Below are 14,720 nucleotides of genomic sequence, written 5' to 3' on the forward strand. Positions count from 1 at the left end.
AATTTATTTATTTAAGATTGTTTTATTTTTTAATGTTAAATCAAATACAAACCAACAAATGGTTACCATACCAATTGCAAAAATGATATCTCCTATAGATCGTAACCATTTTAGGATGATCATTCCTGGATGTTGCATAAATTCGGCAGAGCGAGCATACCACATTCCATGTTCTATACTTTCAAGTGCTTGCCATACACCCATAGGTAATAAGCTTAATAGTGCCATAGCTAATAATCCAATATTTAAAGACCAAAAGGAGATTTTTAATAATTTTTCATTCCAGCGTATATCTCTATAAAGGCTTCTTAGAACAAATAACATTAACCCGATTCCTAAGGTTCCGTATACTCCATATAAAGCAGTATGACTATGAAGAGGTGTAGTATTTAATCCCTGTACATAATATAATGCAATCGGTGGGTTGATGATAAAACCAAAAATACCTGCCCCGAGAAAATTCCAAAAGGCTACAGCAACCATAAAATATATGGGCCACTTATAATCTTTAAGCCAACGTGTTGCTTTAGACAATTTGTAATTGTGATATGCTTCGTAACCAATAAGCGTAAGGGGTACGATTTCTAGTGCACTAAATGTAGCACCCAAAGCCATTACAGCAGTAGGTGTTCCTGAAAAATAAATATGATGAAAAGTTCCTAAAATTCCACCAGATAAAAATATTATAGTAGCAAACAATACATTGTGTATTGCAGTTTTTGTTTTTAGAAGTCCTAATCGTACAAATAAAAAGGCGATAACCACAGTAGCAAAAACCTCAAAAAAGCCTTCTACCCATAGATGTACAACCCACCATCTCCAATATTCGGCTATTGCCAGATTGGTTTGTCTACCCCACATAAGTCCTGCTCCATAGAACATAGCTATAGCAATACAGGATATCAAAAACATGATAATGAGATTTTTTTCTTCGGTTTTTTTCTTCAATACAGGCAATAGTGGTCTGGCCATTAAGGCTAACCATAAAAATAACCCTATAAGTAGAAAAATTTGCCAAAACCGACCCAGATCAACATATTCATACCCCTGATGACCAAACCAAAAGTTTTCTACGAGATTTAGTTTTTGCATTACCCCAAGCCATTGCCCAAACATCGAACCTGCTACAATAATTAAAAGAGCAATAAATAGAAAATTAACACCAAATACCTGAAATTTTGGATCTTTACCAGATATTGAGGGAGCAATATACAATCCTGTTGCTAACCACGCTGTAGCTATCCAAAAGATAGCTAATTGAGTATGCCAGCTACGAGTAACCGAATAGGGGAGAATCTGATCCAAAGGAATGCCATAAAAACCATCTCCTTCTACGCCATAATGTGCAGTAACAATACCTAACAACATTTGCACAACCATAAGAAGGCTTACTACCCAAAAATATTTTTTTACCAGGCACATAGAAGGAGTTATTCCTTGTCTTAATAGAGGATCTTCTACAGGAGCAGGAATATGTTCATCTTCTCCCGATTTCACATGATAAAATACCATTATTCCGATAGACATGATCAAAAGAACAATACTCACTCCCGACCAGGTAAATAGACTTTTGGTAGGCACATTACCTACTAATTCTTCTGCCGGCCAGTTATGAGTATAAGAAATATTCTCGTCTGGTCTTTGTGTAACTGTTGCCCAGGTTGCCCAAAAGAAAAATGCATTCATTTTTTGCATTCGTTCTTCACTTTTAATAGTATTTTTTGGGATAGCATAGTCTGATCGTAATTGATCAAATTTGGAATCATCGGTAAACAAACCTTTATAGTAATTACTTAAATGCTGTATTGCCCTGATCCTTTCTTCTGAAATAGTGATCGATTTATTTGTTTCATTGTACGTATTAGCTCGTAGGTCTTTTTGTAATCGTACCTTTAAAGCAGCTTGTTGCTCTGCATTTATGAGCTTATAGTTTGTATTAAAATCTCTTTGTGCGTAAATATCTAAGATAAATAGTGCCTCTCGATGAAGCCAGTCTGCGGTCCAATCTGGAGCGACATAAGCACCATGTCCCCAAACTGATCCTATTTCCTGCCCACCAATACTTTGCCAAATGTTTTGCCCATCTTTAATCTGAGAATTAGTGAAAATAATATCGCCACTGGGCGAAATAATTTTGTCGGGTATTGGAGGTGCTTTTTGATAAATCTCGTAACCGTAATACCCTAATACGCTAAAGGAGATTAGTAATACTGCTGCAAGTCCCAGCCATAATTTTTTTTCTTTTTTCATGAGATAGTAGTTAAAATTTTAATTCGGACAATTTTATCCTATTTAATAATAAATTTTTTTAGGTTCTTAAATATGAAGCTCCAGATTTGATCCCAAGAGCTAATTCTTCGAGATTGGTAGATTCCAACATTTTCTTTAATTCTTCTCTTACTGCAGCGAATTTATGATGAACAGGGCATGGATGATCTTCTGAGCATTTATTAAGACCCAGACCACAGCCAATATAAATACTATCCCCATCTATGGCATCAACAATTTCTGCAAGTTGTATAGATGCTATTTTATGTTTTTCTATTTCGAAACCGCCAGCGGCACCTTTTACAGAATTAACTATATTGTTTTTAGCTAGTTTTTGAAGAATCTTTGCAGTAAATGCTTCTGGAGAATTAATTTTGGCTGCAATATCTTTGAGACTTACTCGCTCTCCTTGATAAGATTTTAAGGCAATAAAAATAGCAGCTTTAATTCCGTATTCGCAGGCTTTCGAAAACATTCTATTCAAAAATTGATTACACTGCAAAATTAGCAATTATTTAATTAGGATAAAAATATCCGAATTAAATAATTACAAAACTTTTACACTTAGATTTTAACAAAAGATTAATTAGTGCGAAAATATGATATTTATCATATTTCATGTGCTGTAGTAATTCTTATTTTTACAAAATAAAAGACAAAAAAGTCTTTTATTAAAAGTAAAATAGTAAGAATATGAAATCAAAAAAACCATTTGTATTGTTATCTAGTACAGGATTGTTTATAGGCATTTTATTAATGATCCTATCTGCCTGCTCACAAAATAAGGAAGCAGAGGAAAAGAATTACCTGGGGCCAGAAGGTATTCCTGTAAGTCAGGAAATGATTGCAGAATTAACTTCACCTCCTAATGTTCCTGGACCTACAGGAAGAAGAAAAGCGAAGAAACTCATAGTAAATATGGAGGTCTTAGAAGAAGAAGGAGAGATGGCAGATGGTGTAAAATATGTATATTGGACATTTGGAGGTTCGGTACCTGGAAGTTTTATAAGGACCAAAATAGGAGATGAAGTAGAGTTTCACTTAAAAAATCATCCGGATAATAAATTACCTCATAATATAGACTTACACGCCGTAACGGGCCCAGGGGGTGGTGCAACTTCTTCTTTTGTAGCTCCTGGACACGAAGCTCAGTTTTCTTTTAAAGTGCTAAACCCAGGCTTATATGTATACCACTGTGCAACAGCTCCAGTAGGAATGCACATCGCTAATGGGATGTATGGGTTAATACTTGTTGAGCCCGAAGAAGGCCTTCCTCCGGTAGATAAAGAATATTATGTAATGCAAGGAGATTTTTATACCAAAGGAGAAAACGGAGATAGAGGATTACAGCCTTTTGATATGAAAAAAGCTGTTGATGAAGATGCAGATTATGTGGTTTTTAATGGAAAAGTTGGCTCGTTAACAGGTGATAATGCTATTACAGCAAATGTTGGAGAAACTGTTAGGTTATATGTTGGTAACGGGGGACCAAATCTTGTATCATCTTTTCATGTTATCGGTGAAATTTTTGATGTCGTTAGGGTAGAAGGTGGTGATCTTATTAATACCAATGTGCAAACTACTCTGGTTCCTGCAGGGGGTGCAGCTATTGTAGAATTTAAAGTTGATGTCCCGGGAACCTTCATTTTAGTGGATCACTCTATTTTTAGAGCCTTTAATAAAGGTGCTTTAGGAATGCTCAAAGTACAAGGCGAAGAGAACAAGAAAATCTATTCGGGTAAAGAGGAAGAAGGAGTGTACCAACCCGAAGGAAGTGGAATCCAGGAAATGCCTGTTGATAAGGATGTTGTACAAACCGAAGAAACGGCAAAATCACTTCAAGAAAAAATGGAGTTCGGTAAAGCCACCTATATGAGAACTTGTTTTGCATGTCATCAAGCCGAAGGACAAGGAATCCCTAATGCTTTTCCACCTCTGGCTAAATCAGATTATCTAAATGCAGATCTAAATCGCGCAATCGATATTATTTTACATGGAAAAACAGGTGAAATAACTGTAAATGGTGTAAAATATAATAGTGTGATGACTAAACAGGATTTAACCGATGAAGAAGTGGCCAATGTGCTTACTTATATATATAACAGTTGGGGAAATTCGAAAAAAGAAGTTACACCTTCAATAGTTGCTAGTAGAAGAAACGCACATTAAAAATTAGAATAAATGACAACCTCTCCTTTAAAAATAGTTTTCTTTTTTGCTATATGTATAGTATGTACATTAAATAGTGTTATAGCACAAACAGAAAATATGGTTACTGTTAAAGGAGGGGTTTATATTCCTTTATATGGAGTTGATTCTACAGCTGTAAAAGTCAATGACTTTTTAATGGATGTTTATCCTGTATCAAATAGTGAGTTTTTAGCATTTGTTAAGAAATATCCACAATGGAAACGTAGTCACGTAAAGCGTTTGTTTGCAGATAAGAATTACCTGGTGCTTTGGAAAGATGATAATACGCTAAGTGATCAATTGAAACCTAATTCTCCTATAACAGGTGTTTCTTGGTTTGCTGCCAAAAAATATTGTGAGTGTCAGGGAAAAAGACTACCAACTATTGATGAGTGGGAATATGCTGCAATGGCAGATGATAAGACCATAGATGCAAGAAAAAAAGAAACCTATAATCAATATATTTTAGAATGGTATGAAACCCCTAAATCTTTTAACAATAGTATAGGCTCTACTTTTAAAAATTACTGGGGTATATATGATTTACATGGATTGGTGTGGGAATGGACACTGGATTTTAATTCTGTACTGATATCGGGAGAATCTAGAAAAGATGTAGATAAAGATAGTAATCTGTTTTGTGGCAGTGCAGCAGTTGGAGCTTCAGATTTAATGAACTATGCAGCGTTTATGCGTTATGCTTTTAGAGGTAGTATGAAAGCAAATTATGCAGTAAAGAATCTAGGATTTCGTTGCGTAAAAGATATTGATATAACTCCTTAAACTCATAAGATAAAACTCAAGTACATAATGTATGTTAAATCATCAAATATGATTAAAATGAATATCATAAAAATTTTATTATTAGGAGCAGTTATTTTGTTGGGCTCTTGTAATAAAGAAAAAAAACAAGAAGAAGTAGCTGTGTCAGAATCCACATCCAAAGAACACAGTACTTCTATTTCTGAACTTTCGATCTACAATTTACCCGCTATCTGGACCACGCAGGATAATAAAAAAATAGAACTCAAAGAACTAAAAGGAGATGTTCTTGTAATGGTAATGATTTACACCTCCTGTAAAGCAGCCTGCCCGAGATTGGTTGCCGATATGAGAGATATAGAAGCTCAAATTCCAGAATCTAAAAAAGAGAATGTTAAACTCTTATTAGTAAGCATTGACCCAGAGACGGATACCCCCGAGAGGCTTAAAAAATTCTCTATTGAGAATGAAATGGAATCCGATCAATGGCTGTTTCTTAGAGGTGCAAAATCAGATACCAGAGAATTTGCGGCAGTTCTAGCTGTTAATTATAAAAAAATATCACCAATGGATTTTTCACACTCTAATATCATAAGTGTTTTTGATCAGGGTGGAGAGCTAGTACATCAACAAGAAGGGTTAGGAGTAAACAATAAGGAAACCGTGGATAAAATTATTGAGTTGGCGCGCATTAATTAAACGATAATATAGTCTTTTACCCCTTTTCTATTTAAGAATTTTCTGAAAACAAAAAAATAAAAGACTAATTTGTCCGAAAATATGACTTTTATCATATTTATGTCCCCGTCCCATACCTAATTTTGTCTTATATAATCAAAATAATATTTCTCTTAAGAAATGAATTTTTGAACAATAATCTTAAATCTATTAAAATGATTAGACTAGACAAATTGATACTCTTATTTGCTGTTACTTTATTGATAAGTTGCGGAGGAAAAGAAGAAAAAAAGGAAGAACAAATTAAAATAGGAAAAAGTACAACAACTCAAAAAAAAGAAACCAAACCTGTTTCTACCGGTGTTCCTGCATCAAAAAAAGTTGATCTTACAAATAAGGGAGTAGGGCCAATCAAGAGTTTGGTGTTAGATGCCACCATCGATGAAAAAATGGCTGCTCAAGGAGCCGAGCTCTTCAAAACAAAATGTACTGCTTGTCATAAAACTCATAAGAAGTTTATAGGACCAGCTCCTGTTGACATTTTAAAAAGAAGAACCCCAGAATGGGTGATGAATATGATTCTGGACCCTGAAAAAATGATTAAAGAAGATCCATTGGCTCAAGAGCTATTAAAAGAACATAATGGTTCTCCTATGGCTAATCAAAGCTTAAAAGAGGAAGAAGCCAGAGCTATTTTAGAGTACTTCAGGACACTGAAATAAAAGTAATAAACCAAGTGTAGATGATAGCCATACAATAAGAAAATGTCTTAGAGATATTTTAAAAGAAACTATTGTTTAATAGGTAGAAATAACTAAACGAACTACTTGTCCCGATGAAAATCAGGAGCTATGTGACCCCATTGATCTATATCAATACTCGTCTGACCATTTAACATAATCAATATAAACGCATGAAAACAACTAAAGTAACTTTTTTGATTTTACTATGCTTTACTTTCCTGCTAAGTTGCAAAACTGAAACAAAGAAAGAACAAGTAGATTCAACTACCAAAAACGCAGTTACAGAAACTGCAGAGAAACAAGGACAAGCATTTATCCAGGATGATGAAGCGACGCCTAATGTACTTAATATTGCTATTGGTTCTAAAGATCATACTACATTGGTAGCAGCTGTTCAGGCTGCTGGTTTAGAAAATGCCTTAGTAAATGCAGGCCCCTTAATGGTATTCGCTCCTACTAATGAAGCGTTTGATGCATTACCAGCCGGAACAGTAGAAAATCTTTTGAAACCAGAAAATAAAGATGCGTTAGCGAATATTCTAAAATACCATGTAACCCCTGGTAATTATTCAAAAGATTTTCTGAAAAAATTTAAGAAACTAGGCCAATCCAATGGTGTCGATGTAAAAGTAACTAAAGACGAAAGTGATGTTTTTATCGGAGAAGCCAAGATTATAGCAAGTATTCCTGCTGGTAACGGAATAGTACATGTTATCGATAAAGTATTACTTCCTCCACCTAATTAATAAATAAATAAAAACTGATCTGGATCAGCACAGATTTGACCTCTACAACAATAAATATAAACCAGATGAAACAAATATCTAAAATACTCTTTATAACAGCAATACTTAGCTTGATGATAAGTAGTTGTGCCGATGTTAATAAAGATAAAAAAATAACGGATGGAGCTTTGGGCTCTAATGCGGCAGAAAAAGTCTACGTAGCCCCCGGAGAGCATGACGAGTTTTATGCATTCGTCTCAGGAGGATTTAGCGGACAATTATCAGTATATGGGCTTCCGTCAGGAAGATTATTTAAAGTAATTCCTGTTTTTTCGCAGGACGCAGAAAAAGCCTGGGGCTATAATGAAGAAACAAAGCCAATGCTCAATACCTCTTATGGTTTTGTTCCTTGGGATGATGCTCACCACCCTGATATATCACAAACCAATGGAGAAGTCGATGGACGGTGGGTTTTTATTAACGGAAACAATACTCCAAGAATTGCAAAAATTGATCTAAGCACTTTCGAGACTACAGAAATAATTGAAGTGCCTAATAGTGCCGGTAATCATAGTTCTTCTTTTGTAACAGAAAATACAGAGTATGTGGTAGCAGGAACTCGTTTTTCTGTGCCCGTGCCACAAGAAGATATTGCTATCAAAGAATACAAAGGAAAATTTAAAGGAGCTGTATCTTTTATTAGTGTAGATCCTGATCATGGAAACATGGAAATGGCTTTTCAGATTTTACTGCCAGGTTTTAATTATGATCTAGCGCATCCAGGTAGAGGAGCTTCACATGGTTGGTTCTTTTTTACTACATATAATACAGAAGAAGCAAATTCTCTACTAGAAGTAAATGCATCTCAAAATGATAAAGATTTCATTGCTGCGATCAATTGGAAAAAAGCAGAAGAATATATTAAACAAGGAAAATTTAAAACAATGCCGGCTAATTATGCACATAATGTATATGATGAGAAAACACACACGGCTACCTCAACAATGAAAAAAGAGGTAAAAGTATTAGATCCTGCAGAATGTCCGGGGCTGGTATACTTTTTACCAACACCAAAATCACCACATGGTTGTGATGTAGACCCATCGGGAGAATATATCGTGGGTAATGGTAAACTTTCGGCCGACCTTACAGTGCACTCGTTTAGTAAGATGATTAAGGCTATCGAAAATAAACAGTTTGATGGTGATGCATACGGAATTCCGATTATTAAATTTGAAGATGCGCTGGCAGGTGTTGTTTCTCAAGCTGGCCTGGGACCATTACATACCGAATTTGATGGTAAAGGAAACGGATATACCACTTTCTTTATTTCTTCCGAAGTAGTAAAATGGAAACTAGGAAGTTGGGAAGTAGTAGACAGAAAACCTACATACTATTCTGTAGGTCACTTGATGATTCCGGGAGGAAACTCTAGAAAACCATTTGGGAAATATGTACTGGCGATGAACAAGATAACCAAAGACCGTTATCTACCAACCGGACCAGAAGTTACACAATCAGCACAATTATATGATATCACAGGCGAAAAAATGGAACTACTATTAGATTTTCCAACTATTGGAGAGCCACATTATGCTGCCGGTATTGCTGCAGATCTAATAAAACCTCGTTCTAAAAAGATCTATAAATTAGAAGAAAACGAACATAAGTATGCTGTTAAAAATAATGAAAATGTAAGAGTAGAACGTGACGGAAAAGAAGTACACGTATATATGACTATGATTAGGAGCCATTTTACTCCAGATAATATAGAAGGGATTAAAGTAGGAGATAAGGTCTATTTTCATGTCACAAATTTAGAACAAGATTATGATGTACCACATGGAGTGAGTATGATCGGAGCCAATACTTCTGAGCTGTTAATAATGCCCGGACAAACAGAAACTTTTGTTTGGGAGCCTAAGCAAGTAGGAGTCTGGCCTTTCTATTGTACCGATTTTTGTTCGGCATTACATCAAGAGATGCAAGGATATGTAAGGGTATCACCAGCATCATCTAATATAGAACTTTCTTGGTCTCTAGGAGAAGATTAATTTCTGATGCTACCAGGAAGGAGATAGATTAGTTATATTTCCAAAAAAGCGAGAGGACAAAACCCCTCTCGCTTTTAAATCAACTTAAAAAAGATTGTTATCATGAAGAAGAAATCAAGAATATTAATGCTTGTAGGAGCATTACTGCCTTTATTTTTGTTTGTATTTCCTCTTTGGAATATTACATTAGAAGCTCCTCAATATCCAACCCCATTAGGAATGGATATCTATATAAACGATTTCGCCGACATGCATCCTCATGATATTAAGAATATCAATTTGATGAATCATTATGTTGGGATGAAATATATTCCCGAATCGATTCCAGAATTCAGGATTTTTCCTATCGTGATTATAATAATGGCTTCTTTAGGTACTGTATTAGCTTTTACAACAAACTATAAATGGTTTTTAGGGTGGTTTATTGTAATGGCTCTTTTAGCTTTGGCAGGAATCTACGATTTTTACCTTTGGGAACACGACTATGGCCATAATTTGGATCCAAAAGCAATAATGAAATTTACTAATCCAGACGGGACTGTTATGGGGTTTCAACCTCCTTTATTCGGAACTAAAGATATTTTAAATTTTAGAGCGCATTCATACCCTCAATTGGGAGCATATTTTTTAGCTGCAGGAATGGCCTTGACCTTTATTTCTTATTTCGTAGGAAAACGTGAAAAAACTTCAAAACTTCAATAAAATGGAAAAGTATAACTTTAACAACATCGTCTTTTTTATTTTGATGATCGTGTTTTTTAGCTCATGTAATGTTCAACCAGAAACAATACACTATGGAGAGGATAATTGTCATTATTGTCGAATGACTATTGTCGATAAAATTCATGGAGCAGAGATTGTAACAAAAAAAGGCAAGGTGTTCAAGTTTGATGCTGTAGAATGTATGATAAATTATTCTGCAGAGATAGATAAAGAAGAGGTGTCACTTTACCTTTCTAATCACTACGATGCTCCAGAAGAATTAATTGATGCAACGCAAGCTACTTTTTTGATAAGTAAAAATATATCAAGCCCCATGGGAGCATTTTTAACTTCATTTGAGAATGAGTCGAGTGCAAAAAAAGTGAAATCTGAAAAAGGGGGAGATGTATTTACCTGGGAAGAACTTTTAAAACACCTAAAACATTAAAAACAGGAATATATCTATTAGGTGACCACCAGATAAAAATACCTTATCCCGATGAAGATCGGAAACTGTTCTAATTCTATATTGGTTAGCCTGGACACAAATCTAACCTACAGGGAAAACAAAAAAATAAATAGATGTTTCAAATCAGAAAAATACTATTTCTGGCAATTTTTCTTCTACCCGTATTGCTTCTAGGCAAGACTATAAAGGTCTGTAATTCCTGTGAAATAAGAACGATTAAAGAAGGTGTAGCTATAGCCATAGCACTTGATACAGTAGTGATAAAAAAAGGAAAGTATAATGAATTTGATATTGTGATTGATAAACCTTTGACATTATTGGGTGAAAACTATCCCATAATTGATGGAGAGTTAAAAGGAGGAATTATAAAAGTTATTTCTGATAATGTTACTGTAGATGGGTTATTCATTATTAATGTGGGTACTAGTTATACAGAAGATTATGCGGCTGTTCGAGTGGTGAAAAGCAAAAATTTTTTGATACAAAATTTGGTGTTAGAAAAGCTGTTTTTTGGGATTTATATAGAGAAATCAAGAGACGGCAGAATTTTTCATAACAAGATTATAGGTGATGCAGTAGAAGAGTACAATTCGGGTAATGGCATACAACTATGGTATTCTCAAAATATAGATATAGAAAATAATATCATTACACATGTAAGAGATGGAATTTATCTTGAGTTTGCTAATGATTGTAGAATAAAAAATAATATAAGTTCTAATAACTTACGATATGGGTTGCATTTTATGTTTTCTAATAATGACCTGTATGAAAACAATACGTTTGAGAATAATGGGGCAGGGGTTGCTGTAATGTTCTCTAAGAAGATAAAAATGTTGACTAATACGTTTAAAGAAAACTGGGGAACAGCATCCTATGGTCTTCTGTTGAAAGAGATCAATGATGCAGAAATAACAGGGAATATTTTTATAGAAAATACAATAGGAATTAATATCGAAGGCTCTAATCGAATTAAGTATACCAAAAACAGTTTTATAAAAAACGGTTGGGCCATTAAAGTACGTGGTGCATGTTATGCAAATATATTTAGCAATAATAATTTTATGTATAATTCATTTGATGTTTCTTATAACAGTAAACTTAATGATAACAAATTTGATAAGAATTATTGGAGTGGGTATACAGGATATGATTTGGATAAAGACGGTATTGGAGATGTACCCTACAGACCAGTAAAACTATTCTCATATATTGTAAATCGAACCCCAGAAACGATTATCTTAATGAGGAGTTTGTTTATTGATATCATAGATTTTTCTGAAAAAGTTTCTCCTGTATTTACTCCTGATAATTTACTTGACAATTATCCACTAATGAAAAGTAAGAATGATTAAAATTGATAATTTACATAAGAATTTTGGAAAGAATCAGGTCCTTAAAGGAGTCGATCTAGGTATTACTGAAGGTGGGATATTTGCAATACTAGGACCCAATGGATCTGGTAAAACGACATTGATTAAATCTATTCTTGGGATGGTTATCCCAAATAAAGGTGATATTTTTATTGATGACACCCCAATTAAGAAAAGCTGGAAATATCGTCAGCAAATAGATTATTTACCACAGATAGCTAATTTTCCTGCAAACTTAACGGTGAAAGAATTGATTAGAATGATCAAAGATTTGCGAAATAAACCTGGCGATGATGCTGCATTGATAGCCTCTTTTCAATTAACCCCTTTTCTGAATAAAAAACTAAGTAACTTGTCTGGAGGGACAAAACAAAAAGTAAATTTAGTATTAACATTAATGTTTGATAGTCCATTAATTATTCTAGATGAACCTACTACAGGACTTGATCCTATTGCTTTGTTAGAGTTAAAAAAAATAATACAAAAAGAAAAAACAAAAGGAAAAACAATTTTGATTACTTCTCATATCATGAGTTTTGTTGAAGAGGTTGCTGATGAAATTGTTTTTCTCCTTGAAGGTAAAGTGTATTTCAAGGGAAATATAAGCACTTTAAAACAAAAGACTAAGGAAACCGATTTCGAACATGCGATTGCTAATTTGCTAAAAGAAAACAATGCTTAAGATTTTAAAATATAGTTTTTACGACCTTATTCGTAGCCGATGGAGTTATGTGTACTTGCTTTTTTATTTAGCATTGGGATTTGTATTATTATTCCTGAATAATGATTTGTCTAAAGCTGTAATTACTTTGATGAATGTGATTATCATTCTTGTTCCTCTTATCGGAACCATTTTTGGAGTAATGTATTATTATAATTCTAAAGAATTTACAGAATTGCTTTTGGCACAACCCATTAAAAGATCATCTATATTTCTTGGGCAATACCTGGGAGTAGCACTTTCTCTTTCTATGAGTTTGATAATAGGATTAGGGTTACCATTTACTATGTATGGTCTCTTTCAATCGAATACCATTTGGGAATTTTTATTACTTCTCATTACAGGTACATTTTTGACATTAATTTTTACTGCATTGGCATTTAACATTGCACTGTATAATGAAAATAAGATAAAAGGGTTTAGTTATGCTATTTTACTTTGGTTATTTATGGCAGTAATCTATGACGGTCTTTTTTTAATGTCGTTAATCATGTTTGAGTCATATCCATTAGATAAATTTTCAATAGGAGTAACCTTATTTAACCCTATTGATTTATCCAGGATTTTGATCTTATTGAAACTTGATATTTCTGCTTTACTAGGATATACCGGCGCTGTTTTTCAGAAATTCTTCGGTACTAATTTAGGAGTAATTTTATCTTGTGTTGCACTTTCTATTTGGGTATTTTTACCTACATTCAACATCTATAGAAAATCTAAGAAAAAAGATTTTTAACGCTAGATTTGTTGTATTGAAGAGACTGTTGCATGATAAATTCAAAACGAGACACCATGATATCACTTGCCTTTTTTCTATTGGCAGCTGCACTTGGTGTTTTTTTAAGATTTTTATATGTTTTTGATATATCTGTAGACTATAGATATATTGTACATACTCACTCTCATATTGCATTATTAGGATGGGTGTATATTGGTTTAACAACGTTGCTTTATAAATTGTATTTGAAGAAGAGCAATGTTGGTAAGGGATATAGAAATATTTTCTGGTTTACCCAATTTACTTTATTAGGAATGTTGTTTAGCTTTCCTTTTCAAGGATATGCATTATTCTCGATAACTTTTTCTACACTTTTTCTTTTTGCTTCGTATTGGTTTACCTGGTTTTTTATTAAAAATATACCTGAGAAGTTTAAGAATACAAAATCCTATAAATGTATAAAGATTTCTTTGTGGTACATGGTTATTTCTAGTATTGGCCCCTGGGCATTAGGAGCGATAATGAGTACATTAGGAGCAGATTCTATCTGGTATAGGCTAGCCATTTATTTTTATTTACATTTTCAATATAACGGATGGATGATACTAGCTTTATTTGGGTTACTGATTTTTATTCTTGAAAATCAAAAAGTAAGTATCTCTAATAGTGATTTTAATGGCTTCTTCTGGGCAATTAACCTTGGGATTATTTTAAGTTTTTTCCTTTCGGTATTATGGACTAAACCGGCAAGTATTTATTATATTTTAGGAGGAGTAGGTAGCCTACTTCAGGGTATAGCATTTTTGATATTTATTAAGCTACTAATAAAATCAAGAACAGTAGTGAGCAATATATTTTCTGGTTTTCAAAAAAAATTATTGAGAACAGTAGGTATTCTGTTACTAATTAAGTTTTTGCTACAGATAGCCTCTGCTTTTCCGTATGTTGCAAACCTGGCGACTACTATTCTGGATTTTACGATTGCTTATTTACACTGGACTTTTCTAGGAGTAGTAAGTATTAGTTTATTTATATTCTTAGATTATTTTAAACTTATTAAGATTCCTAAAAAAGGATATTATATCTATCTTTTTGGGTTTGCTCTCACAGAAATATTGATTTTTTATAAAGGGGCAGTTATTTGGCTTGATTTTATTTTTTTCGAACAATATTTTGTTGCACTTTCAATAGCGAGTATCGTGGTTTTGATTGGTATTGGTTTTCTTTTTATTGCTAATTTAAGATTGGCTGTAAAACATGATTTCAAAAATAGAGATATACTTTCTTAATATAAAAATTACAGTTTGCAGCTTACAT

14 protein-coding genes are annotated in these 14,720 nt (G+C 33.5%); 12 read left to right on the plus strand and 2 right to left on the minus strand.

The window, feature by feature from the left end; genetic code table 11:
• Window positions 1-3 precede the first annotated feature (3 nt).
• Both NNL09_RS10185 and NNL09_RS10190 read right to left on the minus strand, forming a co-directional pair.
• Entirely contained in the window at window positions 4-2,250 is a 2,247-nt protein-coding gene (locus tag NNL09_RS10185) for a nitric-oxide reductase large subunit (RefSeq protein WP_196911718.1), read from the minus strand.
• Window positions 2,251-2,308: 58 nt separating this feature from the next.
• Window positions 2,309-2,743 carry an Rrf2 family transcriptional regulator gene (locus NNL09_RS10190; RefSeq protein WP_025666801.1) on the minus strand — a complete coding sequence of 145 codons (435 nt, stop codon included), beginning with the start codon at window positions 2,741-2,743 and terminating at the stop codon, window positions 2,309-2,311.
• 218 nt (window positions 2,744-2,961) lie between these two features.
• Here NNL09_RS10190 and nirK point away from each other — a divergent pair, with 218 nt between their 5' ends.
• From nirK to NNL09_RS10250, 12 genes are all read left to right on the plus strand, one after another.
• Window positions 2,962-4,437 (plus strand): copper-containing nitrite reductase, encoded by a 1,476-nt coding sequence (gene nirK, locus NNL09_RS10195; protein WP_025666802.1) that lies wholly within the window; start codon window positions 2,962-2,964, stop codon window positions 4,435-4,437.
• Window positions 4,438-4,449: 12 nt separating this feature from the next.
• Entirely contained in the window at window positions 4,450-5,241 is a 792-nt protein-coding gene (locus tag NNL09_RS10200; RefSeq protein WP_370540767.1) for a formylglycine-generating enzyme family protein, read from the plus strand.
• Window positions 5,242-5,298: 57 nt separating this feature from the next.
• On the plus strand, window positions 5,299-5,919 hold the full coding sequence (locus tag NNL09_RS10205; RefSeq protein ID WP_196911719.1) for an SCO family protein: 621 nt from the start codon (window positions 5,299-5,301) through the stop codon (window positions 5,917-5,919).
• 194 nt (window positions 5,920-6,113) lie between these two features.
• Window positions 6,114-6,620, plus strand: coding sequence for a c-type cytochrome (locus tag NNL09_RS10210; protein ID WP_025666805.1), 507 nt, complete (start codon window positions 6,114-6,116; stop codon window positions 6,618-6,620).
• 191 nt (window positions 6,621-6,811) lie between these two features.
• A complete protein-coding gene (locus NNL09_RS10215) occupies window positions 6,812-7,387 on the plus strand; it encodes a fasciclin domain-containing protein (RefSeq protein ID WP_196911720.1) in 576 nt (191 codons plus the stop codon).
• A 65-nt stretch (window positions 7,388-7,452) separates the two neighbouring features.
• The gene (gene nosZ / locus NNL09_RS10220; protein ID WP_196911721.1) at window positions 7,453-9,420 is read left to right on the plus strand and encodes a Sec-dependent nitrous-oxide reductase; all 1,968 of its coding nucleotides are present in this window, start codon (window positions 7,453-7,455) and stop codon (window positions 9,418-9,420) included.
• Between the two features lie 102 nt (window positions 9,421-9,522).
• Window positions 9,523-10,122, plus strand: coding sequence for a hypothetical protein (locus NNL09_RS10225; protein ID WP_025666808.1), 600 nt, complete (start codon window positions 9,523-9,525; stop codon window positions 10,120-10,122).
• A gap of 1 nt (window position 10,123) precedes the next feature.
• Complete coding sequence (locus NNL09_RS10230) at window positions 10,124-10,570, plus strand: nitrous oxide reductase accessory protein NosL (RefSeq protein WP_025666809.1); 447 nt, start codon at window positions 10,124-10,126, stop codon at window positions 10,568-10,570.
• 134 nt (window positions 10,571-10,704) lie between these two features.
• Window positions 10,705-11,946: a nitrous oxide reductase family maturation protein NosD gene (locus NNL09_RS10235; RefSeq protein ID WP_196911722.1), complete on the plus strand. Its 1,242-nt coding sequence runs from the start codon at window positions 10,705-10,707 to the stop codon at window positions 11,944-11,946.
• Window positions 11,939-12,646 (plus strand): ABC transporter ATP-binding protein, encoded by a 708-nt coding sequence (locus tag NNL09_RS10240; protein WP_196911723.1) that lies wholly within the window; start codon window positions 11,939-11,941, stop codon window positions 12,644-12,646. Before NNL09_RS10235 ends, NNL09_RS10240 begins: the two co-directional genes overlap by 8 nt.
• Entirely contained in the window at window positions 12,639-13,421 is a 783-nt protein-coding gene (locus NNL09_RS10245; RefSeq protein ID WP_025666812.1) for an ABC transporter permease, read from the plus strand. The genes NNL09_RS10240 and NNL09_RS10245 overlap by 8 nt, the downstream gene beginning before the upstream one ends.
• A 56-nt stretch (window positions 13,422-13,477) precedes the next feature.
• Complete coding sequence (locus NNL09_RS10250) at window positions 13,478-14,692, plus strand: hypothetical protein (protein WP_231389274.1); 1,215 nt, start codon at window positions 13,478-13,480, stop codon at window positions 14,690-14,692.
• Window positions 14,693-14,720: the final 28 nt, after the last annotated feature.

This window comes from Aquimarina sp. EL_43 (assembly GCF_943422735.1).
GTDB lineage: Bacteria > Bacteroidota > Bacteroidia > Flavobacteriales > Flavobacteriaceae > Aquimarina > Aquimarina megaterium.